Below are 23,476 nucleotides of genomic sequence, written 5' to 3'. Positions count from 1 at the left end.
AGGAATCGGCACCGGCTGCCTGCAAAGGCAAGGCCGGCAAAAGCAGTACAAGCAACCATCCGTAGCGACGCATTCAGGACTTCCCCGACCAACGAAGAGGCATCCATGCTACCCCAGCCGGACCATGATGTCGGCTAAACTGATGGCCTAGCTCCGACCCTGCACGATGAACTCCCTCAACTCTCCCCAACGCGCCGCGGTCCTGCACAGCCGCGGGCCGCTGCTGGTGCTGGCTGGCGCTGGCAGCGGCAAGACACGGGTGATCGTGGAGAAGATCGCGCACCTGATCTCGGCCGGGCACTTCCCGGCCAGACGCATCGCCGCCATCACCTTCACCAACAAGTCGGCACGGGAAATGCGCGAGCGCGTCAGCCGCCGGATCAGGGGCGATGCCGCCGACGGGCTGACCGTCTGCACCTTCCATGCGCTGGGGCTGAAGTTCCTGCAGTTCGAACACGCCGCCGCCGGCCTGAAGCGCAACTTCTCCATCTTCGACGCCGACGACAGCGCCGCGCAGATCAAGGATCTGCTGACCGGCGCCAAGCCCGACGCCGTCGACGACGCCAGGAACCTGATCTCGCGGGCCAAGAACGCCGGCCTCTCGCCCGAGCAGGCGCTGGACGCGGCACGCAGCAGCCGCGAGCGCGAAGCGGCCAAGCTGTACGCCCGCTACCAGGCGCGACTGGCCGGCTTCAACGCAGTCGATTTCGACGACCTGATCCGGCTGCCGGTACAGATCCTGGAAGGCAACGCCGAGATCGCCGCCGGCTGGCGCGAGCGCATCGGCTACCTGCTGGTGGACGAATGCCAGGACACCAACGATGCGCAGTACCGGCTGCTCAAGGCCATCGCCGGCGAACGCGGCGACTTCACCTGCGTGGGCGACGACGACCAGAGCATCTACGCCTGGCGCGGCGCCAATCCGGAAAACCTGCAACAGATGGAGCGCGACTACCCGCAGCTGAAGGTCATCAAGCTGGAGCAGAACTACCGTTGCAGCAACCGTGTGCTGCGCGCGGCCAACACCCTGATCGCGCGCAACCCGCACGCGCACCTGAAGAAGCTGTGGAGCGACCAGGCCGATGGCGACCGCATTCGGGTCTGGGAATGCCGCGACGGCGAGCACGAAGCGGAAAAGGTTGCCGCCGAGATCGCCTTCCTGCACACCGCGCGCAGCGCGGCGTGGAGCGACTTCTGCATCCTGTTCCGCGGCAACCACCAGTCGCGCCCACTGGAAAAAGCCCTGCAACTGCTGCGCATCCCCTACCACCTGACCGGCGGCACCGCCTTCCTGGAACGGCAGGAGGTCAAGGACGCGCTGGCCTGGCTGCGGCTGGTCGCCAACCCGGACGACGACGCGGCCTTCCTGCGCGCGGTGCAGTCGCCCAAGCGCGAGGTCGGCGCCACCTCGTTGGCCAGGCTGGCCGAGATGGCGCAGCAGGCACATATGCCGATGGCACGGGTAGCCGAATCGATGGGCGCGTTGAAGGCGCTGCCGGCACGCGCGGCCAACGGGCTGAGTGCGTTCAACGACATCCTGCGCGACCTGCGCCAGCACATGCCGAAATTGAGCGCGGCCGACCTGCTGCGACGGCTGGCCGAGCGTTCCGGCCTGCTGGCCGACCTGCGCGCGCAGAGCCGCGACGAGGCGATCTTCAAGCGCCGGCAAGCCAATCTGGACGAGCTGGCCGAGTGGTTCGAAGGCGGCAAGGGCGGCGTCGGCGATCTGGCCGCGCAACTGGCGCTGCTGTCGCGCAACGACAAGGACGACGGCGGCAACCAGGTGCGGCTGATGAGCCTGCACGCGGCCAAGGGGCTGGAGTTCCGCTACGTGTTCATCGTCGGCTGCGAGGAAGGCACGCTGCCGCACGAGGCGGCGCTGGAAGAAGGCAGTCTGGAAGAGGAGCGCCGACTGATGTACGTGGGCATCACCCGCGCCAAGCAGGGCCTGTACCTGAGCCACAGCCGCGAGACGCGCCGTTTCCGCGAAAAGGGGCACCTGCAGCCAAGCCGCTTCCTCGACGAATTGCCGCAAGGTGAACTGCAACGCGACGGCGCCGACCCCGAAGCCGATGCCGAACGCCGCAAGGAACGCGCCAGCGTCAGCCTGGCCGCGATCCAGGCGATGTTCGACGAGTAACGCAACACCCTTGTAGGAGCGGCGTGAGCCGCGACCGGATGCGTCGGATCAAATCCACCCTACGACGCTGGCCTCTGCTTTTTCAGGGCTGGGAAAAAGTACTCTGACCCCTGTTTTCCGAGGCCGCGAAGCGGGCTCGGCTTGAACGAATTGTTAGCTGCGCGCCCTAGACTTGTTGTACTTCTCAGTAATTTCGTTCATGGACTCAATATAGCCATCTAACGCACCCATGCGATCGAGTATTCGATACACATTCCCCGCGGCGGCTTCAGTGCGATGTTCTTCTGTGATCATGCACCATGAGCATTGCTCCTGATCGGCTTCGAGTGGCTCATTGCATTTTTCGCAGCTGTTCTCCGCAGGAACAATGGCCTCTCCGTCAAAAATGTGTGTAAAGCCTTCGGCGTCCAGAAAGAATGGGGCGATCTGAGTCTTTCCGATCTGCATTTGGTAGAAATCACAGCCAAAATCCACCGCTCGCTTCTTGAGCACATCTACGAGGTTTGGCTCAGCTCTCGCGCCCGCGACAATTGCAGTAACACAGTTTGCAGGAACATCAAGCAGTAATAGATTGGCAGCTGCGCGTACGTCTTTACCTTCCACAATCATGCGGCGTTCCAGCTCGTATGCCCATGCGCTCGTTTTTGTGTAGTAGGCAGCGTGAAAAACACCGCCCTGCAAGAAATATGTATATCGCGGCTTCTTAATCACGTGCACGCGATAAAGCATCTCGGTCAGTCCCTCATTTGCTGAGTCTCGATATGTCAGGTCGCCAAACTGAGCATCTGGGAATGCTTCTGTTAGTAATTCCTCATTGAACTCAACAACGAATCCCGTGACATTGAGCCCGTAGTGAGCCCACATGGGAGAAATCGCGGGTGAGCTCGAAAAGCAGGTCGTGGGGAGCTGTGGGATTTCGCCGATGACTTCTTGATAGCAGGCAAGTGCACCTGGATCTGCTTTGAAATCAACGGTTAGGAAGAGTTCGTAGGGGTCGTTGAAGTCTTTCGGAAGGGAGAATTTTAGGGTTGCACCATTCTCAGATAAGGCAACATCAGCTAGGCTTGGTCCGAAGTATTTGTAGATAAGCTTGGCCATCGAGAAATCCTGATTGAGCAGCTAACGCCTGAGTTAAGCCGGACCGCTTTGCGGCGCGGCGGTGTGGTACACGTTACCGCACTAAGCCGAGCCGCAAAGCGGTCTCGGCTTGAACGAATTGTTAGGCAAATTTCTCTACGGCTGAATAAATTGGCTCGTAGTTCTTCCGTTTGAGCTGGCCGCTGTAGGGAAAGCCTTTCTTTTTGGCTATCTCTTGTAGGGTTGAGTAGTAATTTGGCAGCGTCTTTTCAATTGCTTCTTGGAGCTTAGGCGCGAAATTTTCACGCGAGCTCTGTTCACGAATGTTGGAAGAGAGCATTGACTCTCCAATTTCACGGAGCTTGCGAAAGTAGTTGTCACCAGTAGTTGAAATATTTACGAAGTCATCTAGTCCAGGGCTTGGCGAACTAAGATAAGAGGCTAGAGCGTCTTTGAACTCTTTGTACGCCGCCTCATTTCTGTCGGACAGTTCTCGTTCGTTCTGAAAGAGTCTTTGAGAATGATCTAGGCGTTCTTTCTTGGAGAGGGAAAAGCGAGATGCGAAGAACCCAAGAAGAAATGTAGCGATCGGAACTCCGACCGCCACAAGATAATTCGTTTCACATGTGGCCATTATTTTGACCTTGCTGCACTCAAGAGCGCGTCAATGGAATCTGCTTCTGATGCGTATATAACTGTGTTGTAGCCGTAGAACGTTGCCTTTGCAGCCATCGCGCCGGCAGCTTCCCTCTCATAACCTTGTCGTATGTACGCATCGGTTAGTTGCACCCAGCGATCTATTTCAGTTGAATTCGGAGCTCTAGGAAGGCCATATTTGATGAACAGGGAATGCGAAATATCTGCCATTTCTTTTCCTTCAGTTGCGGTTATGTATCAGAATTTGCCTAACTATGCTTTACACCATAGATTCGCCGCATAACGCCCCTCCAATACAAGGCGCTATCCTTGGCTTTCGTCATCCCTGTCCGTCATTCCCCATGACCCGCAACAGTCCCCTGTGGTTGCCGATCGGATTCCTTGTCGCACTGATCGGCGTCGGTTTCAAGTACTGGCAGTTGCAGGGTGAGGCCAGCGCCTTGCCGCAGGCGCTGTACGGGCCGGGGCTGGCGGCGGTGGCCGTGGTGGCCATGCTGTTGCGGGCCTTCGGCACCGGGCGCTTCGTCAAAGTCTGGCTGACGGTGGCCGCCAGCGTGCCGGCGGCCTATCTGATCGGCTTGCTGGCCGGTGCCAGCAGCGGTTCGCCCATGTTGCAGCCGTGGCTGCAGCAACTTGCCATTGCCATCGGGCTGGGACTGGCGGCGGCGCTGGTCGGCACCGCCATCGGCAGCCTGCTGTTGCTGCGCAGCAGTCGGCGACCCGAGTAGCAGAATCCCGGTCGCTGTCGGTTATCGGAAGCGAAAGGCGTGGATTCCCGCCTGCGCGGGAATGACGACCTGTATTTGTACTTGCTCCGCGATGGATTGCTGCCTGCGCGGGAATGACGCCTCAGTCTTCGCTACCACCCAGCAACTGCGCCAGCTGCGCGCGCAGTTCGGCCACTTCGGCTTCCAGTGCTTCCACCCGCGCTTCCAGTTGCGGCGAAGCCGGCCCTGTCGGTGCCGCCGCCGACGCGCGCGCGGCAATCGCGGCTACATCCACCGGGCCGCACAACAGGTGCATGTAACGGTCCTCGCGCTGGCCGGGGCCGCGCGGGATCTGCACCGCCAGCGCGGGCTGGCGCTGGATCAGGCGCTCCAGGTGATGACGCACGTCTTCGGCGTCGGCGAACTTGCACATGCGTTCGCTGCGCGAGAGCAATTCGTGCACGGTCTGCGCGCCGCGCAGCAGCAGCAGGCCCAGCAATGCGACCTGCTGTTGCGGCAGGCTGTAATGCGCGACGGCGCGGTGTTCGTAGCGCTCGGCGCGCGACGAAAACACCTGCCGCGCCAGCCCCTTCGATTCCAGCTGGCGCAACGCATGGTTGACGGTACCGGCGTCCAGCGACAGCACCGGGTCGCGTGCGGTTTTCTGGTTGGCCGCCACCTGCGCGGCGTTGACCGTCAGCGGATACGCGTCCGGCGTGGTAGCTTCCTTTTCGATCAGGCACCCCAGCAACCGCGCTTCGGCGGCGCTCAAGGATTCCTGCGGGACCTGTGTCTCGTCTTCCATTGCAATGTCCTCCGGTGCGCGAGGCGGCGCAGGATACTACGCGGCGACGGTCACGTTGCTCGGCTAGAATCGCGGCATTCCCCAACGCCGGAGCCCACATGCGCGCATCCCCGACCGCCGCCGCCCTGGCGGCCTGTCTGCTGACCCTGGCCGCCTGCAAGCCGATGTCGTTCACCGCCCCGGCGGACACCGCCACACCCTCCGTCACTTCCGCCACACCCGCGGGCAGTGCGGCCGACGACAACCTCAACGCGGTAGCCTGGGTGCAGACGTCAATGGAATACCGCGCGCTGACCGAGCAAACCTATCACGCCGCGGCCAAGCAGTTGGACGAAGCGCTGAAGGAAGCACACTGGGACGCGCTGGTACCCGGCGAGCGCGGCAACGCCGCCACCGGGCTGAAGCCGGCGGTGATCCTGGACGTGGACGAAACCGTACTGGACAACTCGCCCTACCAGGCGCGGCTGGTGCGCGACGGCAAGGAATACGACGAGGTCAGCTGGGACCAGTGGGTGTCGGAGAAGAAGGCCAAGCCGGTGCCGGGCGTGCTGGACTTCGCCCGCGCCGCCAACGAGCGCGGCGTGACCCTGCTGTACATCTCCAACCGCGCCGTGCACCTGAAGGACGCGACCCTGGCCAATCTGCGCGACGCCGGCCTGCCGGTGGCCGACGACAGCGTGTTCCTGGGGCTGGGCACCTTTGTCGAGGGTTGCGAGCAGAACGGCAGCGAAAAACTGTGCCGGCGCAAGCTGGCCGGACAGAAGTACCGGGTGCTGATGCAGTTCGGCGACCAGCTGGGCGATTTCGTCGAAGTGGTGGCCAACAGCCGCGAAGGCCGCGCCGCGCTGTACGACGAGTACGCCGACTGGTTCGGCGAACGCTGGTGGATGCTGCCCAACCCGACCTACGGTTCGTGGGCGCCGGCGCTGTTCAACAACGCCTGGGACCAGCCGCGCGAGGCGCGCCGCCAGGCCATGCGCGACGCCCTGGACTACGCACCGTGAGCCGCGCCCCGCTGGCGCTGGGCCCGCGCGAGCGGCTGATCTTCGCGCTGGACGCGGCCGACGGTGGCGAGGCGCTGGCCTGGGTGGAACGGCTGGGCGATGCGGTGGACTTCTACAAGATCGGCATGGAATTGCTGGCCAGCGGCGACTATTTCACCGTGCTGGAAGCGCTGGCCAAGCGCGACAAGAAGGTCTTCGTCGACCTGAAGTTCTTCGACATCCCGGCGACCGTGGCCGGCGCCGTCCGCGGCCTGTCGGAGTGGCCGGTGACTTTCTGCACGATCCACGGCTGGCACCCGGCGATGATGGAAGCCGCCGCCGCCGCGCGGAGTGGCGATCTGCGCCTGCTGGCGGTCACCGTGCTGACCTCGATGGACCGGAACGACCTGGAACACATGGGCATCTCCGCCGATTCCGTCGATATCGTCGTCGAACGCGCGAAAGCGGCACAGGCTTCCGGGATCGACGGGGTGATCGCCTCGGGACAGGAGGCCGGCGCGATCCGCGATGCCGTCGGCCCCGCTTTCGACATCGTCTGCCCCGGTATCCGGCCCGGCCCGGCCGGCGACGACCAGAAGCGCACCGTCGGCGTGGCCGAGGCCTTCGCCCGCGGCGCCGACGCCATCGTGGTGGGCCGCCCGATCCGGCTGGCCAGCGATCCGCATGCCGCCGCCGAGGTGATCCAGGCCGAGATCGCTTCTGTATTACTCAAATGAATTCAATATCTTGCAGAACCAATCTTCAGGTGTTGCATTAGATCGGGGCAGCCGCTAGGCTAACCCTCGTCCGGCCTTGGGCCGGAGCCATGCCACAACACCAATGTCCTTTCGGCTTCGGCCGGAATTCAGAGGCCCTGCACCTGCCGGGCCTCCTTTTTTTGCCCGGCCACTGCCTTGTCGCGGCCGCCGTCGCCCCCCAAGATGCGGGCATGAGCCTTCGATCGATTTGCACGGCGCTGGCGCTGCTCCTGCTGCTGGCCGCGGCCGGTTGTCGGCCCGATGCCGGCACCCCGCCCTTGCAGGGCGCAAGCAGCGAGCCGGCCACCGCGGTCCGCCAACTGGCCGAGCGCCTGCACGCCAACGACCTGGTCGGCTACGCCCGCGCCGCCGTGCCGCCGGAGGACTACGATCGCTTCGAGGCGGCGTGGCGCGACGGCCACAGCCGCTGGCCGCTGTCGGCGATGCCGCTGGGCGAGCGGGTGCCGTCGCTGCTGCAGGCCCTGTCCGCGCCCGACGCCAAGACGCGCCTGCGCCGCAGCTTCGACCGCCAGCTGGCCAACCAGAACAGCGACCTGAAGGAAGCCGCCCGCAGCCTGGGCCTGTTCGGCCAGCAATTCTTGCAGCACGAGGCCGACTATCCGGAAGACGCCCGCCAGCACTATCTGCAGATGGTGGCCGCGCTGAGCGCCTGGGGGCAGCGCGCGCCGCTGGGAGATCCAGCGCTGGGCCGGGCCGCGGTCGATCGCCTGGTCGCCGCCGCGCAGGCCACCGGCCTGGACGGCGACGCGGCCCTGCAGGCGGCTGGCATGCAGGCCAGTCTGCAGGCGCTGGGCCCGTTCCTGGCCGAATCCAAGGCGGTGCTGGCCGGCTACGGACTGGACCTGGACCACAGCCTGGCCGAGTTGCAGACCGGCCTGGTCGAGCAGGACGGCGACCGCGCCTCGGTGCGCATCCACTATCCGCTGGCTGGACAGGAGATCGACGCCGTGGTCCGGCTGCGCCGCCACGACGGCCACTGGTACCTGGACAGCTATCTGCAAGCCGCGCAGGCCCTGCCGGCGCCGCCCGAAACGGAAATGCCGGAAGCGCCGCCGATTGATCCCGACACTCTGCCGCCGGACGCCGAAACCGCCGCCGACGCCCGCGCCTCCTGAGCCGGGCGATTCGGGCTTCTGGGCCATAATGCCGACGATGCCAGAACAAGATCCGCTGCCCTTCCCCGAGTCGGAGCCGGCCGCCACACCGACTCCCGCGCCCAAGCCTGCGCCGGACCCCGCGACGCCGGAGGCAACGACCGCCATGGTCGCGACCCCGGTCCGGCGCCCGGCCCGGACCCCGCTGTGGGCACGGTTGAGCCGCTGGCTGGTCGATCCCTGGCTTGGGCTGGGCATCGAACCCGAGTCCCCGCGCGAACTGGTCGATCAGCGCCCGGTCTGCTACGTGCTGGAAGACTACGGCCTGTCCAACGCACTGATCCTCGACCGGGCCTGCCGCGAGGCCGGCCTGCCGTCGCCGCTGGCGCCGCTGCCGGGCGACCCGCTGGGCCGCAAGCGCGCCTACGTCGCCTTGTCGCGACGCAGCGCCACCAACGTGCTGATCCCCGAGCCGGGCAGCGCCAAGACCCATTCCGGCTCGCTGGCGCGGCTGCTGCAGGCGCACCGCAACGACCCGGCGCTGGACGTGCAGCTGGTGCCGGTGTCGATCTTCGTCGGCCGCGCGCCGGAGAAGGCCAGCGGCTGGTTCTCGGTGCTGTTCTCGGAGAACTGGGCGATCGTCGGCCGCTTCCGCCGCCTGCTGGCGATCCTGCTGAACGGCCGCGACAGCATCGTGCGCTTCTCCGCGCCGGTGTCGCTGCGTGAGAGCATCGACGAGGGCCTGGACCCGGAACGCACGGTGCGCAAGCTGTCGCGGGTGCTGCGCACGCACTTCAACCGCATCCGCGAATCGGTGATCGGCCCCGACCTGTCGACCCGCCGCCTGCTGGTCGACAAGGTGCTGGCCGCCGACTCTGTGCGCGAGGCGATCACCGAGCAGGCCAGGCGCGACAAGAGCAAGCCCGAGGACGCCTGGAAGAAGGCCCACGCCTATGCCTGGGAGATCGCCGCCGACTATTCCAACCCGGTGGTGCGCTCGGCCAGCTTCCTGCTGACCCATGTCTGGAACCGCATCTACGCCGGCGTGCTGGTTCACCATCTGGAAAAGTTCAAGGACGCCGCGCCGGGGCACGAAGTGGTCTACGTGCCCAGCCACCGCAGCCACATGGATTACCTGCTGCTGTCGTACCTGCTGTACGAACGCGGCATCGTGCCGCCGCACATCGCCGCCGGCATCAACCTCGACCTGCCGGTGATCGGCACCCTGCTGCGCAAGGGCGGCGCCTTCTACATGCGCCGCAGCTTCCGCGGCAACCCGCTGTACTCGGCGGTGTTCTCCGAATACGTGGCGCAGCTGGTCGGCGGCGGCTACTCGATGGAGTACTTCATCGAAGGCGGGCGCTCACGCACCGGACGGCTGCTGGCGCCGAAGGGCGGCATGCTGTCGATGACCGTGCGCGCCTACCTGCGGCAGCCGCGCAAACCGGTGCTGTTCCAGCCGGTATACATCGGCTACGAGAAGCTGATCGAGGGCAACAGCTACCTCGACGAACTGTCGGGCCGGCCAAAGGAGAAGGAATCGATCTGGGGCCTGCTGTGGAGCATCCCGAAGATCCTGCGGCAGAACTACGGCCAGGTGGTGGTCAACTTCGGCGAGGTGATCGCCCTGAACGACATGCTGGCCGAACACGCACCGGACTGGAACGGCGAAGCAATCGGCGAGGAAGAACGCCCGCCGTGGCTGGCACACATGGTCGACGCGCTGGCCCAGCGCATCCAGGTACGGATCAACGCCGCCGCCGACGTCAACCCGATCAACCTGCTGGCGCTGGCGCTGCTGTCCACGCCCAAGCACGCGATGGGCGAAGCCGACCTGATCGCGCAGATCGAGCTGTCGAAGACGATGCTGGCCGAGATGCCGTATTCCGAGCGGGTCACGGTCACCCCGCACAGCCCGGAGCAGATCATCGCCCACGGCCTGGAGATCAACGTGCTGCGGCGGATCGCCCACCCGCTGGGCGACGTGATCGACGTGGTCGACGAAGACGCCGCGGTGCTGCTGAGCTACTACCGCAACAACGTCCTGCACCTGTTCACCGCCTCGTCGTGGATCGCCTGCTGTTTCCAGAACAACCGGCGGATGTCGCGCAAGCGGCTGGTCGCGCTCGGCCGCGCGCTGTACCCGTTCCTGCAGGCCGAGCTGTTCCTGCCGTGGCGCGGCAGCGAGTTCGGCGAACGGATCGACCGCACCATCGACGTGTTCGTGCGCGAAGGGCTGCTGGAACTGGTCAACGAGGACGACGGCGGCATCCTCGCCCGCAACGTCGGCCAGACCGACGAGGTGTTCCGCCTGCGCGCGATCGGCCATTCGCTGCAGCAGGCGTTCGAGCGCTACTACATCGCCATCTCGGTGCTGGTGAAGAACGGTCCCGGCACCCTGGCCACGGCCGAGCTGGAAAGCCTGTGCCAGCAGGCCGCGCAGCGCCTGAGCCTGCTGTACGCGCCGGCCGCGCCGGAGTTCTTCGACAAGAGCCTGTTCCGCGGCTTCATCCAGAAGCTGCGCGAACTGAAGCTGGTGTGGCCGGACGAGAACGGCAAGCTGGCGTTCGACGAAAGCTTGGCCACCTGGGCCAAGGACGCCAAGGTCATCCTCGGCCGCGAACTGCAACACACCATCGAGCGGGTCAGCCCGGAAGCGGCGCGCCCGGAGATTCCGGAGTCGCCGGCCGACTGAGGCCGCCGCTTCGGCGCATCGTCAATCCGAATCGAGATGGCGGAAACTGCGCTGCAGCCAGTCGCGGCTGGCAGCGCCCTGCGCCGGCTGCCGCACCTGCGACAGCAGCGGCGAACCGCACTGGCGGAAATGCACCGCGTCTTCCATCACCAGCACCATCCGCAATACCGCCTCGGTACGGATACCCGCTGCCGGCGGCAGGTATTCGCGGAAGCCGTAGTGCTCGAACAGCGGCAGCAACGACGGCAGGCAGGCGACCAGAACGAAACGCAGACCGCGCGCCTGCGCGTTGCGGTAGCAGGCGTCGAACAATGCGCCGACCACTTCGACGTTGCGGCGGTCGGAACGGACTGCCAGCCGCGAACCGACCGCGACCGAGCGCGGGTGCCAGGCGGCGGCGAAACGGTCGTATTCGAGCAACTGGCCGTATTCGACCTGCACCATCGGCGAGGCGAAGTCGTGCAGGCGCAAGGTGGCGATGGCGCGGTCGCCGTCTTCGGCCACCAGGATCGTGCCGCTGGCGTCGAGTCCGTCGGCCAGCTGGCGGATGTTCTGCAGCGGATAGCCCTGCTCGCCCTGGTAGACCTCGCGCCGCAGCTGCAGCACGCCGTCCAGCGGCTCGCCCTCGTCGAGGTGGCGGACGCGCTGGTCGACCCGTTCGGCGCAGGCATGCGCGGCGGCGACCGTGAGGTCGTCGCGTTCATGGCGCTGCATGCCCAGTTCGTTCATGTCCGCAATATCCAGGGAGGGCGCCCAGCATCGTGCCGGCGCATGACAACCATGCGGAACCGCCCCGGACAGGAAGCGGGTTCCACTGCTTTCCCTGTCATTCAAGCAAGCTCCGGGCCAACCGTGCCCGACAATACGGGAATGGACTGCAAGCCATTGAAATACAATAGGAATAGTCGAAATCGACGCGATATTCCGTCGGTAACCGGATACTTGAGGCAGGGGCGGCCCGCGCCCCTGCTGCGCGCGCAGCGTCAGCTTTGAACGTCCCGTGGTGCGGGCCTCAACGCGTTGTTCAGGCCGGCTGGTCGGGAATCAGGCGGCTTTCCAGCCGGGCGATGCAGTCCTTCAGCTGCAGCTTGCGCTTCTTCAGGCGCTTGATCGTCAGCTCGTCGGCTGGCGCATCGTCGATCATGCGCGCGATCTCGGCATCCAGATCGCGGTGCTCGAGCTTCAGCTCGGCCACGCGCTGGGCGATCTCGGCGGGGTTGGTCGGTTCCACCCGGTCAGCATATACACAAAGCCGCGCACCGGAACAGACGCGGCTTGCCGCTACCCAGCCGCTACAATGACCGGTCCAATGAACGCCTCCCCGTCGCTGCCGCTGCCACTGGTCGATCCGCCTTCGCGCGGGCCAGGCGATGCCGCGCGCGCGCGCCGCGAACAGCTCAAGCTGGGCAAGCGCCTGCGCCGCCAGGTCGGCCAGGCCATCGCCGACTTCGGCATGATCGAGGACGGCGACAAGGTCATGGTCTGCCTGTCCGGCGGCAAGGACAGCTACACGATGCTGGACATCCTGCTGCAGCTGCAGAAGAAGGCGCCGGTGCGCTTCGAACTGGTGGCGGTCAATCTGGACCAGAAGCAGCCGGGCTTCCCCGAGCACGTGCTGCCGCAGTACCTCGAATCGCTCGGCGTGCCGTACCGGATCCTCGAGCAGGACACCTATTCGGTGGTCAGCCGGGTGATTCCGGAAGGCAAGACCATGTGTTCGCTGTGCTCGCGCCTGCGTCGCGGCGCGCTGTATTCGCACGCCGAGGCCGAAGGCTTCAGCAAGATCGCCCTGGGCCACCACCGCGACGACAGGGTGGCCACGTTCTTCCTCAACCTGTTCCACCACGCCAAGCTGTCCGGCATGCCGCCCAAGCTGCGCTCGGACGACGGCAAGCACGTGGTGATCCGGCCGCTGGCCTACGTGCGCGAGGACGACATCGCCGCCTATGCCGAAGCCAAGGAATTTCCGATCATCCCCTGCAACCTGTGCGGCAGCCAGGAAAACCTGCAGCGCCGGCAGGTCGGGTTGATGCTGCAACAGTGGGAGAAGCAGCATCCCGGCCGCATCGAAACCATCGCCCGCGCGCTGGGCGACATACGCCCCTCGCAACTGGCCGACCCGGCGTTGTTCGACTTCCTCTCGCTCGGCCATCGCGACGGTGCCGCCATCGCCGACGCCCACCAGTGGCTGGCCGGCGACAGCGCGCGCGACCCGGACGACGGTCCCTGACCGTCACCGCTTTCTTCCCGTTTCCCTCTTCCACTCCTTCCTGTCCTGTCCATGTTCTTCCGCAATCTGACCCTGTTCCGTTTCCCCACCACGCTCGACTTCTCGCAATTGGATGCGCAACTGCCCGAGGCGACGCTGAAGCCGGTCGGCCCGCTGGAGCTGTCCTCGCGCGGCTTCATCCCGCCGTTCGGCCGCGACAGCGAAGCCTTGTCGCACCGCGTCGACAACTCGATCTGGCTGAGCCTGGGCGGCGAGGACCGGCTGTTGCCGGCGGTGGTGGTCAACGACCTGCTGGCGCAGAAGCTGCAGGAGATCGAACAGAAGGAAGGGCGCAAACCCGGCGGCCGCACCCGCAAGCGGATCAAGGAAGACCTGGTCCACGAGCTGCTACCGCGCGCCTTCGTCAAGCCCTCGCGCACCGACGCCCTGATCGACCTGGAACACGGCTTCGTCGCGGTCGATACGTCTTCGCGCAAGAACGCCGAGGCGCTGGTGTCGGAGATCCGCCATGCGATGGGCAGCTTCCCGGCACTGCCGCTGAACGCCGAAGTCGCCACGCGTTCGGTACTGACCGGCTGGATCGCCGGCGAGCCACTGCCCGAGGGGCTGGCGCTGGGCGAAGAGTGCGAGCTGAAGGACGCGATCGACGGCGGCGCGGTGGTCAAGTGCCAGCACCAGGAACTGCAGAGCGACGAGATCGCCACCCATCTGGAAGCCGGCAAGCAGGTCACCCGGCTGGCGCTGACCCTGGACGACCACGTGTCCTTCGTGCTCGGCGAGGATCTGGTGATCCGCAAGCTGAAGTTCCTCGACGGTGCGGTCGAACAGCTGGAAGGCGACAGCCGCGACGACCTGCATGCCGAGCTCGACGCCCGCTTCGCGCTGATGGCCGGCGAGCTCAGGCGCCTGTTCGCCGTGCTGGAGCCGGCGCTGAAGCTGAGCCGCGCCGAAAGCTGAGCCGAATCAGTCGCGCCGCGCCGGGCGACCCGGAGCGAAACGCGCGACCAGGTCGTAGGCCTCGCCGAGGAACATCTGCCTGACGTAGGTGATCGGCTGTTCGCCGCGCCAGGTCTGACGTTCGATCACCAGACAGGCCGTGCCGGCCTCCACCTGCAGCCGACGCGCCTGCTCCGCATCAGCGTTGACCGCGCTGATCCGGTGCACCGCGCGCGTCCACGGCACGTGCTGCAACAACCAGCTTCCCGGCGCGATGCGATCGAACGGCTGCTGCTGCGCCTGCGGCACTGCGGCCAGTCCGATCACGCGCTCCTCCAGCGCGAACGGCGCACTGTCTGACAGATGCAGGCTCTGCAAGACCAACAGGCTGCCGTCGCCCGCCACCTGCATTTCCGGCCCATGCCCGCGCCGCGGTCGGCGCTTGCGCCGCGACAACAGCTGGAAGCGGTAATCGTGGCCGCGCTGGGTCACCTCCAGCGGGATGTCGGCGATGTCCAGCGCCACCGACTCGATGTGCGGATGCGGCCGAGCCACGAACGAGCCGGCGCGGCGCCGGCGCTCGATGACGCCATGGGCAGCCAGCATGCTCAGCACCTTGTTCACCGTCATCCGCGAACAGCCGTAGCGAGCCATCAGCTCGTGTTCGGACGGGATGCGATGGCCGGGCGGCCATTCACCGCTGCGGATTCGGGCTTCGATGTCGTCGCGGATGCGCTGGTTCAGGCTGACGACGGTCGCGCGCGGGCGGGTCATTGCTGCAGGATCCGCCGCAAGGTGTCGCGAGAACGACACTCGATGGCTTCGCGCTGCCGATGACGGCCTTCGGCCACCAGCGGTTCGCCGTTGCGCCACACCGAGCGTACCGCACTGCCTGCCGCGGCGAACACCCAGCTGTCAAGCCAGGCATCGCCTTTGCGTGAGGCCAATGCGGGATGCGTCGGATCCAGTTCGACCAGGTCGGCTGGCGCGCCGACCCGCAGACCCGTCTCCACGCCCAATGCCTGTGCGGCACCGTGCAGGGCGCTTTCGAACAGCCAGCGCCCGCTGCTGGCGGACGTGATCGGCGGTACCAGCACGTTGCGGCCACAATGCTGAAGCCGCTGCACGTATTCGAGCAAGCGCAGTTCTTCGGCTGCGTCGATCAGCACGTTGGAGTCGGAGCCGACGCCGAACCGTCCGCCGGCGGCGACGAAGTTCCGCATCGGGAACACGCCGTCGCCGAGATTCGCCTCGGTAATCGGACACAGGCCGACCACCGCGCCGCTGGCGGCGATGGCGGCGACTTCGTCCGCGTGCGCGTGGGTGGCATGCACCAGACACCAGCGCTCGTCCACCGGTGCGTTGGTCAGCAGCCATTGCAGTGGTCGTTGTCCGCTCCAGGCCAGGCAGGCCTCGACCTCGCGCAACTGTTCGGCGATGTGGATGTGCACCGGGCCGGCGTTCAACGGCAGCAGCGCCGACAGCTCCTGCGGCGTCACCGCGCGCAGGCTGTGCGGCGCCATGCCCAGCACCGCATCGCCCAGCGGCGCGATGGCGCGCGCGCTGCCTTCCAGCAAGGCGGCGAAACCGTCCACGTCGTGGATCAGCCGCCGCTGTGCCGGGCTCGGCGCCGCACCGCCGAAATCAGCATGGGCGTAGAACACCGGCAGCAGGCTCAGGCCGATACCAGTCATCTGCGCGGCGGCAGCCACCCGCGTCGCCATTTCAGCCGGATCGGCGTAGGCACGACCGTCGGGTGCATGATGCAGATAGTGGAATTCGCCGACCCGGGTGAAGCCGGCTTCCAGCATTTCCATGTATGCCTGCTCGGCGATGGCCTGAAAGTCGTCCGGATCAAGGCGGTCAAGGAAGCGGTACATCAGTTCACGCCAGCTCCAGAAACTGTCGCTGCCATCGACGCCGGCGCCACGGGCTTCGGTCAGGCCGGCCATGCCGCGCTGGAAGGCGTGGCTGTGCAGGTTGCCCAGACCGGGCACGCCGATCGCCAGACATACATCACCTGGCTGGCAGGTCTGCCCTGTCGCCAGTTCGGCAATGCGTCCATCCTTGCTGCCCATGCGGACTGCACTCGCCCAGCCGTCGGACAACAGGGCGTGTTCGATCCAGAATGTCGTATCAGCCATCGCCGTTCCCGTTTTCGGACGGGCATCATGCTGGACACCCATCCCGACCCTTTATATTGTATAGACAAATATTAGAGCCTGACCGATGGTCCAGCACTGCGACACCTTATGGCACAACGCCCACCTGATGACGCTCGACGGCGCCGGGACGGGTAGCGTGCGCGACGGCGCCATCGCCGCCCGCGATGGCCGCATCGTCTGGGTCGGACCGACGGCCGCGTTGCCCGACGGCCTGCAGGCCGATCACGAGATCGATTGCGACGGACGCTGGATCGGGCCTGGCCTGATCGATTGCCACACCCACTTGGTGTACGCCGGCAACCGCGCCAACGAATTCGAGCAGCGCCTGCTCGGCGCCAGCTATGCCGACATCGCCCGCGACGGCGGCGGCATCCTAGCCACGGTCCGGGCCACGCGCGAGGCCAGCGAAGACGAACTGCTGGCGCAGAGCCTGCCGCGCTTGGAAGCCCTGCTGGCCGAAGGCGTGACCACGGTGGAAGTGAAGTCCGGCTACGGGCTGACGCTGGAACACGAACTGAAGCAGCTGCGCGCGGCGCGGCGGCTGGGCGAGCTGCGCGACATCGGCGTGGCGACGACCTTCCTTGGCGCGCATGCCACGCCGCCGGGCGTCGATCCGCAGGCCTACATCGACGAGGTCTGCACGCTGATGATCCCGGCCGTGGCCGCCGCCGGGCTGGCCGAAGCGGTCGACGTGTTCTGCGAGGACATCGCCTTCTCCACGGCCCAGGCCGCACAGGTATTCGCCGCCGCGCAGGAGCACGGACTGAAGATCAAGATCCATGCCGAGCAGCTCAGCAACCAGCATGGCGCCGAGCTGGCCGCTCGCCACGGCGCGCTGTCGGCCGACCACATCGAGTATCTCGACGACGCAGGCATCGCCGCGATGGCCACCGCCGGCACCGTCGCCACCCTGCTGCCCGGCGCGTTCTACGCCACCCGCGAAACCCGGCTGCCGCCGGTGCAGGCGCTGCGCGACGCCGGGGTACCAATCGCGCTGGCGACCGACTGCAATCCCGGCACTTCGCCGCTGACCAGCCCGCTGCTGGCAATGAACATGGGCGCCACCCTGTTTCGCCTGACCGTGGACGAATGCCTTGCCGGCTTCACCCGCGAGGCCGCGCGCGCGATGGGCCGGCAGCAGCGCATCGGCCGGCTCGCGCCCGGGCTGGACTGCGACCTGGCCATCTGGGACATCGAGGCCCCGGCCGATCTGGTCTACCGGATCGGTTTCAATCCACTGCACGCCCGCGTCCGCCAGGGGCGTCACCACAGCCTTCGTCCGGAGGACGCATGAGCGAATCCCTGATCCTGCGCCCCGGCGCGGTCGCGCTGCCGCAATGGCGCGCCATCCTCGACGGCGCGGCGCTCGCGCTCGACCCCGCCGCCCTGCCCGCGGTCGAACGCGGCGCGCACGCGGTCGAAGCGATCGTCGAACGCGGCGCGCCGGTCTACGGCATCAATACCGGCTTCGGCAAACTGGCCAGCGTGCGCATCGAGCACGACGACCTGGCCACACTGCAACGGAACATCGTGCTGTCGCATGCGGCCGGCGTCGGCGAACCGATGCCGGCCCCGGTGGCGCGGCTGATGATGGCGCTGAAGCTGGCCAGCCTGGCCCAGGGTGCCTCGGGCATCCGTCCGCAGACCCTGGCCCTGCTGGAAGCGATGCTGCAACGGGACGTGATTCCGGTAGTGCCGGCGCAGGGCTCGGTCGGCGCCTCCGGCGACCTCGCCCCGCTGTCGCACCTGGCCGCCGCCCTGATCGGGGTCGGCGAAGCCTGGCACGGCGAGCAGCGCCTGCCTGCCGCCGAGGCGCTGCAACACGCCGGGCTGGCGCCGGTGCAACTGGGCGCGAAGGAAGGCCTGGCCCTGCTCAACGGCACCCAGTTCTCCACCGCCAACGCGCTGGCCGGACTGTTCGCCATCGAGGACGCGTTCCGCGCCGCGTTGGTCGCCGGCGCGCTGTCCACCGAAGCGGCCAAGGGCTCGGACACGCCGTTCGATCCGCGCATCCATGCCTTGCGCGGACAGCCGGGGCAGATCATCGTCGCCGATGCGCTGCGCGCGCTGATGGCCGGCTCGTTGATCCGCGAATCGCACCGCGACGACGACGTGCGCGTGCAGGATCCGTACTGTTTGCGCTGCCAGCCGCAGGTGATGGGCGCGGCGCTGGACGTGATCCGCGCCGCCGCGCAAATGCTGCACACCGAGGCCAACGGCGTGTCCGACAACCCGCTGGTGTTCGCCGACAGCGGCGAGGCGCTGTCCGGCGGCAACTTCCACGCCGAACCGGTCGCCTTCGCCGCCGACATGCTGGCGATGGCCGTGTGCGAGATCGGTTCGATCAGCGAACGCCGAATCGCCATGCTGGTCGATCCGGCGCTGTCCGGTCTGCCGGCGTTCCTGACCCCGCGGCCGGGATTGAACTCGGGCTTCATGATCCCGCAGGTCACCGCCGCTGCGCTGGTGTCGGAAAACAAGCAGCGCGCCTATCCGGCCAGCGTCGATTCGATTCCGACCTCGGCCAACCAGGAAGATCACGTGTCGATGGCCGCGCACGGCGCACGCCGGCTGTTGACGATGGCCGAGAACGCCGCCCACGTGGTCGGGATCGAGCTGTTGGCCGCCGCGCAAGGCTGCGACTTCCACGCTCCGTTGCGTTCGAGCGCGCCGCTGGAAGCCGCGCGCACCCTGCTGCGCGCGCAGGTGCCGACGCTGCAGGAAGACCGCTACTTCCATCCCGACATGCTCGCCGCCACCGCCCTGGTACGTTCGGGCGAACTGGTCCGCAGCGTCGGCATGGCCCTGCCGGGGGCGGAGACGGCTCTGTGAACGACATGTCCTTGCATGCTTCCCCCCTTCTCCCGTTCGCGGGAGAAGGTGGCGTGGAGCGCCGGATGAGGGTCTCGGCAGGCAGACGCATCGATGACTGACACCCCCGACTGGCTGGAAATCCACCGCGGCGACGCTCCGCTGATCGTCAGCCTTCCGCATACCGGCACCGAGCTGCCGGATGGACTGGACGCGGACTTCGTCTCACCGTGGCTGGCGCGGCGCGATGCCGACTGGTGGGTGCATCGCCTGTACGCCTTCGCCGGCGCAACGGGCGCCACCATGGTGCGCACGGCGATTTCGCGTTCGGTCATCGACGTCAATCGCGATCCGTCCGGCGCCTCGCTGTATCCGGGCCAGAACACCACCGCGCTGTGCCCGACGACCACCTTCGACGACGAACCGCTGTACCGGCCCGGCCGCGAACCCGACGTGGAAGACATCGCACGCCGTCGTGATCGCTGGTTCGCTCCGTACCACGCTGCGCTGTCGGCCGAGATCGCGCGCCTGCGCCAGCGTCATCCGCGCATCGTCGTCTACGACGCGCATTCGATCCGCTCGCGCATCCCGCACCTGTTCGCCGGCGAGCTGCCGCAGTTCAACATCGGCAGCAACCACGACGCCAGTTGCGATGCCGCGCTGACCGATGCGGTGGAAGCGGTCTGCGCCGGCAGCGGCTACAGCCACGTGCGCAACGGCCGCTTTACCGGCGGCTGGAGCACGCGTCACCATGGCAAGCCGGCTGACGGCGTGCACGCGATCCAGATGGAACTGGCCTGCCGCGGCTACATGGACGAGCCTTCCGCCATCACCGCCGACACCTGGCCCACGCCGTGGGACGACGCCCGCGCCGAGGCCCTGCGCGGCGTGCTGCAAGACGTGCTGATGGCCTGCCTCCGCTTCGCTTCCGATTCCGATTCCGATTCCGATTCTGTTTCCGCTTCCGGATTCCGCCCATGACCCGCATCGACCCGACCCGCTCCATCGCCGCGCCCACCGGCACCACGCTCAGCGCCAAGAGCTGGCTGACCGAAGCGCCACTGCGCATGATCCAGAACAACCTGCACCCGGACGTGGCCGAACGCCCGCAGGAACTGGTGGTGTACGGCGGCATCGGCCGCGCCGCGCGCGACTGGGAAAGCTTCGACGCCATCGTCGACACCCTGAAGCGGCTCGACGACGACCAGACCCTGCTGGTGCAGTCGGGCAAGCCGGTCGGCGTGTTCCGCACCCATGCCGACGCGCCGCGGGTGCTGATCGCCAACTCCAACCTGGTGCCGCGCTGGGCCAATTGGGACCACTTCAACGAACTCGATCGCAAGGGCCTGATGATGTACGGGCAGATGACCGCCGGCAGCTGGATCTACATCGGCGCGCAAGGCATCGTCCAGGGCACCTACGAAACCTTCGTCGAAATGGGCCGCCAGCACTACGACGGCCAGCTCGCCGGCAAGTGGGTGTTCACCGCCGGACTGGGCGGCATGGGCGGTGCGCAGCCGCTGGCGGCGGTGATGGCCGGCGCCTCGTGCCTGGCGGTGGAATGCCGCAAGAGCAGCATCGACATGCGCCTGCGCACCGGCTACCTGGATACCTGGACCGATTCGCTGGACGAGGCGCTGAAACTGATCGCCGAGTCCTGCGCGACGAAGAAACCGCTGTCGGTCGGCCTGCTCGGCAACGTCGCCGACGTGCTGCCGGAACTGCTGAAGCGCGGCATCAAACCGGACCTGCTGACCGACCAGACCTCGGCCCACGACCCGGTCAACGGCTACCTGCCGCTCGGCTGGACGGTCGAACAGTGGGACGCGCAGCGCGTCTCCGCGCCGAAGGACGTGGAAAAGGCCGCGCGCGCCTCGATGGCCGTGCACATTCGCGCCATGCTCGGCTTCCATGCGCTCGGCGTGCCAACCGTGGACTACGGCAACAACCTGCGGCAAATGGCGCTGGAGGAAGGCGTGGACAACGCCTTCGATTTCCCCGGCTTCGTCCCGGCCTACATCCGCCCGCTGTTCTGTCGCGGCGTCGGCCCGTTCCGCTGGGCGGCGCTGTCCGGCGACCCGGAAGACATCTACAAGACCGACGCCAAGGTCAAGGAACTACTGCCCGATGACAGCCACCTGCACCGCTGGCTGGACATGGCGCGCGAGAAGATCAAGTTCCAGGGCCTGCCGGCGCGCATCTGCTGGGTCGGCCTGGGCGACCGCGACCGCCTCGGCCTGGCTTTCAACGAAATGGTCCGCACCGGCGAACTGAAGGCGCCGGTGGTGATAGGCCGCGACCATCTGGACAGCGGCAGCGTGGCCTCGCCGAACCGCGAAACCGAGGCCATGCGCGATGGCTCGGACGCGGTCTCCGACTGGCCGCTGCTGAACGCCCTGCTCAACACTGCCTCCGGCGCCACCTGGGTGTCGCTGCACCACGGCGGCGGCGTCGGCATGGGTTTTTCGCAACATGCCGGCATGGTCATCGTCTGCGACGGCAGCGAAGCGGCCGACAAGCGCATCGCCCGCGTGCTGTGGAACGACCCGGCCACCGGCGTGATGCGCCATGCCGACGCCGGCTACCAAATCGCCATCGATTGCGCGAAGGAAAAAGGCCTGGACCTGCCCGGCATCCTCGGCTGACCGCGACCTCTTTTCACCACGCGCGCGGCATACTCATGGCATGTCGCTGCGCCGCCTGATTTCCCCACCGCGCCCAGTCGCGCGTCCGATCGAGCGCGATCATGTCGAATTGATGCTTGATGACGGCTCGACCGTGACCGTATTGCGCGTGCGAGACCCGCGCGCGCGACGGCTGAAACTGAGCGTGGACGAGCGCGGCGCGCGGCTGACCCTGCCGGCCCGCGCCAGCCGGGTCAGCGGCGCGCGCTTCCTGCTCCAGCACCGCGAATGGCTGCAGGCGCAGCTGGCGCATTTCCGCGATGCCGATGTCCTGCCCGATTTCGTCGCCGGCCAGACCGACGCCCTGCCGTTGCGCGGTCAATCGTGGCCATTGCACTGGCAGGACGGGCCTTTTTCCAATCTGCGCCGCGAGGGCGACCGACTGCTGTTCCAGCGCTCGGCGCGGGCCGGCGACGCCGCGCTGCGGCGCGTGCTGCGCCAGTTCTACGAGGCCGAAGCGCGCGCCGATGTTGGTGTCTGGATGCCGAAATACCTGTCCGACCTGCCGCGCGCGCCGCGCCGGATCCGCTTCAAGGTGATGTCCTCGCAATGGGGCTCGCTGGCGCCCGACGACAGCCTGACCCTGGACCTGTCGCTGGTGCTGGCGCGCCCGTCGGCTTTCGAATACGTGCTGGTGCACGAGCTCTGCCACCTGATCCACCGCGACCACTCGCCGCGGTTCTGGGCTGAAGTCGAGGCCCGCCGCCCCGACTGGCGGCAGGAACGCGACTACTTCCACCACGAAGGCCGGGCGTTGAAAGGCGGACTGCGGCATCTGCTGGCGATTTGAGCCGCCAGCTGAACAGGAACGTCAGGTTCCCGATTCGCGAACAATGCTGTGGCGCCGGAAGCGGAGAATTGTGACCCGGAACACATTAGCTCGATCGCTGGATTGGATGCCATGGCCGCACAAGGACAGTACTGGATGGACCGCATCAGGGCCCCCGCGTTGGCACAGCCGCGCTACGGCATGCTGCGCAACGCCAACGATCCGGTGTTCGCCTCGCCGAAGCGGGAAAGCGGCGAACTGATCGCCGCCCGCCGGGCGTTGATGATGCGCAAGGCGCTGATGCCCGACGAGCTGGACGCCCGCGCGGTGACGCGCCGCAACCAGGCCCGGCACCAGCATGTTCCGGCGCGGGTTCGCCTTGGCGCCGGCCTGACCCTGGTCGGCCTGCTCGCCAGCTGGCTTGGCAACCTGCTCGCCCAGCCCTGGCTGCTGGCCTTGGGCTACGGCGTGGCGACCTGCGGCCTGGTGCTGCTGTGCATGCTGGCTGCCGCGATGCTGTACCCGAAGGACAACGACTTGGGCGCGTTCTACCAGCTCGACGAACTGCCCGCCGGTTCCGAGGACATCGCCCGGCTGTCGCGGCTGTCGCAGGAAGACCCGGAGCTGGCCCGGCTGATCGCCCCGTGGTGGGAAAACCCGGCGCCGATCCGCAATGGCGACATCGCCCTGGCGATGGATTTCGTCCGCGCCCGCAAGCGCGACTGACCCCTTCGGGCGGGCCGCGCCCGCCGTGCCGAAAGTTGACGCAGTACGTCACTTATCTGTGACGTACGTCACATTTATTCTGCGCTTGCACCAGACGTCGTTTGCTCCGGTTCAGGATATTTATCCTTGATATTCAGTTAGTTATATTTAATTTTGGACTGAGGCCGGGCTTTCCCCCGGTTCAACGACGCGATTGGCACATCGCTTGCTCCAGTACC

22 protein-coding genes are annotated in these 23,476 nt (G+C 66.7%); 14 read left to right on the top strand and 8 right to left on the bottom strand.

The genetic code is table 11. The features are described 5' to 3' along the window. Positions 1-166: 166 nt before the first annotated feature. Positions 167-2,140, top strand: coding sequence for a UvrD-helicase domain-containing protein (locus tag CSC70_RS02660; protein ID WP_162455074.1), 1,974 nt, complete (start codon positions 167-169; stop codon positions 2,138-2,140). A gap of 153 nt (positions 2,141-2,293) precedes the next feature. Here the strand turns inward: CSC70_RS02660 and CSC70_RS02655 are convergent, their stop codons facing one another. The 3 genes from CSC70_RS02655 to CSC70_RS02645 all read right to left on the bottom strand — a co-directional run bounded on the left by CSC70_RS02655 (position 2,294) and on the right by CSC70_RS02645 (position 4,084). Then, positions 2,294-3,238: a DUF2971 domain-containing protein gene (locus CSC70_RS02655; protein WP_162455073.1), complete on the bottom strand. Its 945-nt coding sequence runs from the start codon at positions 3,236-3,238 to the stop codon at positions 2,294-2,296. 121 nt (positions 3,239-3,359) lie between these two features. Then, positions 3,360-3,851: a hypothetical protein gene (locus tag CSC70_RS02650; protein ID WP_162455072.1), complete on the bottom strand. Its 492-nt coding sequence runs from the start codon at positions 3,849-3,851 to the stop codon at positions 3,360-3,362. Next, positions 3,851-4,084, bottom strand: a complete 234-nt coding sequence (locus tag CSC70_RS02645) for a hypothetical protein (protein ID WP_162455071.1) — start codon at positions 4,082-4,084, stop codon at positions 3,851-3,853. The genes CSC70_RS02650 and CSC70_RS02645 overlap by 1 nt, the downstream gene beginning before the upstream one ends. 131 nt (positions 4,085-4,215) lie before the next feature. Between CSC70_RS02645 and CSC70_RS02640 the strand changes: the two genes are divergently transcribed. After that, complete coding sequence (locus CSC70_RS02640) at positions 4,216-4,602, top strand: hypothetical protein (protein WP_162455070.1); 387 nt, start codon at positions 4,216-4,218, stop codon at positions 4,600-4,602. 121 nt (positions 4,603-4,723) lie between these two features. Here CSC70_RS02640 and CSC70_RS02635 read toward each other — a convergent pair whose 3' ends face one another. Then, entirely contained in the window at positions 4,724-5,386 is a 663-nt protein-coding gene (locus CSC70_RS02635) for a YceH family protein (RefSeq protein ID WP_162455069.1), read from the bottom strand. A 98-nt stretch (positions 5,387-5,484) separates the two neighbouring features. Here CSC70_RS02635 and CSC70_RS02630 point away from each other — a divergent pair, with 98 nt between their 5' ends. The 4 genes from CSC70_RS02630 (at position 5,485) to plsB (ending at position 10,937) form a co-directional block, all read left to right on the top strand. Next, positions 5,485-6,390: a 5'-nucleotidase, lipoprotein e(P4) family gene (locus tag CSC70_RS02630; RefSeq protein ID WP_162455068.1), complete on the top strand. Its 906-nt coding sequence runs from the start codon at positions 5,485-5,487 to the stop codon at positions 6,388-6,390. Continuing rightward, positions 6,387-7,106 (top strand): orotidine-5'-phosphate decarboxylase, encoded by a 720-nt coding sequence (gene pyrF / locus CSC70_RS02625; RefSeq protein ID WP_162455067.1) that lies wholly within the window; start codon positions 6,387-6,389, stop codon positions 7,104-7,106. Before CSC70_RS02630 ends, pyrF begins: the two co-directional genes overlap by 4 nt. 212 nt (positions 7,107-7,318) lie before the next feature. Then, positions 7,319-8,263, top strand: coding sequence for a hypothetical protein (locus CSC70_RS02620; protein WP_162455066.1), 945 nt, complete (start codon positions 7,319-7,321; stop codon positions 8,261-8,263). A gap of 28 nt (positions 8,264-8,291) precedes the next feature. Further along, positions 8,292-10,937 carry a glycerol-3-phosphate 1-O-acyltransferase PlsB gene (gene plsB, locus CSC70_RS02615; protein ID WP_162455065.1) on the top strand — a complete coding sequence of 882 codons (2,646 nt, stop codon included), beginning with the start codon at positions 8,292-8,294 and terminating at the stop codon, positions 10,935-10,937. 21 nt (positions 10,938-10,958) lie between these two features. Here plsB and CSC70_RS02610 read toward each other — a convergent pair whose 3' ends face one another. Together CSC70_RS02610 and CSC70_RS02605 are read right to left on the bottom strand one after the other, a co-directional pair. Further along, positions 10,959-11,666 carry an N-acyl amino acid synthase FeeM domain-containing protein gene (locus CSC70_RS02610; protein WP_162455064.1) on the bottom strand — a complete coding sequence of 236 codons (708 nt, stop codon included), beginning with the start codon at positions 11,664-11,666 and terminating at the stop codon, positions 10,959-10,961. Positions 11,667-11,961: 295 nt separating this feature from the next. Continuing rightward, positions 11,962-12,168 (bottom strand): YdcH family protein, encoded by a 207-nt coding sequence (locus tag CSC70_RS02605; protein ID WP_162455063.1) that lies wholly within the window; start codon positions 12,166-12,168, stop codon positions 11,962-11,964. 78 nt (positions 12,169-12,246) lie between these two features. Between CSC70_RS02605 and ttcA the strand changes: the two genes are divergently transcribed. Further along, positions 12,247-13,167, top strand: coding sequence for a tRNA 2-thiocytidine(32) synthetase TtcA (ttcA, locus tag CSC70_RS02600; protein ID WP_162455062.1), 921 nt, complete (start codon positions 12,247-12,249; stop codon positions 13,165-13,167). 51 nt (positions 13,168-13,218) lie between these two features. Beyond that, entirely contained in the window at positions 13,219-14,124 is a 906-nt protein-coding gene (locus tag CSC70_RS02595; RefSeq protein ID WP_162455061.1) for a recombination-associated protein RdgC, read from the top strand. Between the two features lie 6 nt (positions 14,125-14,130). On the opposite strand, the gene hutC is transcribed toward CSC70_RS02595, so the two are convergent. After that, entirely contained in the window at positions 14,131-14,877 is a 747-nt protein-coding gene (gene hutC / locus CSC70_RS02590) for a histidine utilization transcriptional repressor HutC (protein WP_162455060.1), read from the bottom strand. Continuing rightward, positions 14,874-16,247 carry a formimidoylglutamate deiminase gene (locus CSC70_RS02585; protein ID WP_162455059.1) on the bottom strand — a complete coding sequence of 458 codons (1,374 nt, stop codon included), beginning with the start codon at positions 16,245-16,247 and terminating at the stop codon, positions 14,874-14,876. Before CSC70_RS02585 ends, hutC begins: the two co-directional genes overlap by 4 nt. Positions 16,248-16,332: 85 nt before the next feature. Between CSC70_RS02585 and hutI the strand changes: the two genes are divergently transcribed. From hutI to CSC70_RS02555, 6 genes are all read left to right on the top strand, one after another. Continuing rightward, positions 16,333-17,562, top strand: a complete 1,230-nt coding sequence (gene hutI, locus CSC70_RS02580) for an imidazolonepropionase (RefSeq protein WP_162455058.1) — start codon at positions 16,333-16,335, stop codon at positions 17,560-17,562. After that, a complete protein-coding gene (gene hutH, locus CSC70_RS02575; protein WP_162455057.1) occupies positions 17,559-19,100 on the top strand; it encodes a histidine ammonia-lyase in 1,542 nt (513 codons plus the stop codon). Before hutI ends, hutH begins: the two co-directional genes overlap by 4 nt. A gap of 93 nt (positions 19,101-19,193) precedes the next feature. Further along, positions 19,194-20,060: an N-formylglutamate deformylase gene (gene hutG / locus CSC70_RS02570; RefSeq protein ID WP_162455056.1), complete on the top strand. Its 867-nt coding sequence runs from the start codon at positions 19,194-19,196 to the stop codon at positions 20,058-20,060. After that, positions 20,057-21,724: a urocanate hydratase gene (hutU, locus tag CSC70_RS02565; RefSeq protein WP_162455055.1), complete on the top strand. Its 1,668-nt coding sequence runs from the start codon at positions 20,057-20,059 to the stop codon at positions 21,722-21,724. Before hutG ends, hutU begins: the two co-directional genes overlap by 4 nt. Positions 21,725-21,764: 40 nt before the next feature. Continuing rightward, a complete protein-coding gene (locus CSC70_RS02560; protein ID WP_162455054.1) occupies positions 21,765-22,553 on the top strand; it encodes a M48 family metallopeptidase in 789 nt (262 codons plus the stop codon). Positions 22,554-22,664: 111 nt separating this feature from the next. Further along, positions 22,665-23,258 (top strand): hypothetical protein, encoded by a 594-nt coding sequence (locus tag CSC70_RS02555; protein WP_162455053.1) that lies wholly within the window; start codon positions 22,665-22,667, stop codon positions 23,256-23,258. The last annotated feature ends 218 nt before the right edge of the window (positions 23,259-23,476 follow it).

This window comes from Pseudoxanthomonas kalamensis DSM 18571 (assembly GCF_010211745.1).
Lineage (GTDB): Bacteria > Pseudomonadota > Gammaproteobacteria > Xanthomonadales > Xanthomonadaceae > Pseudoxanthomonas_A > Pseudoxanthomonas_A kalamensis.
This window is presented reverse-complemented; position numbering and strand designations above follow the sequence as displayed.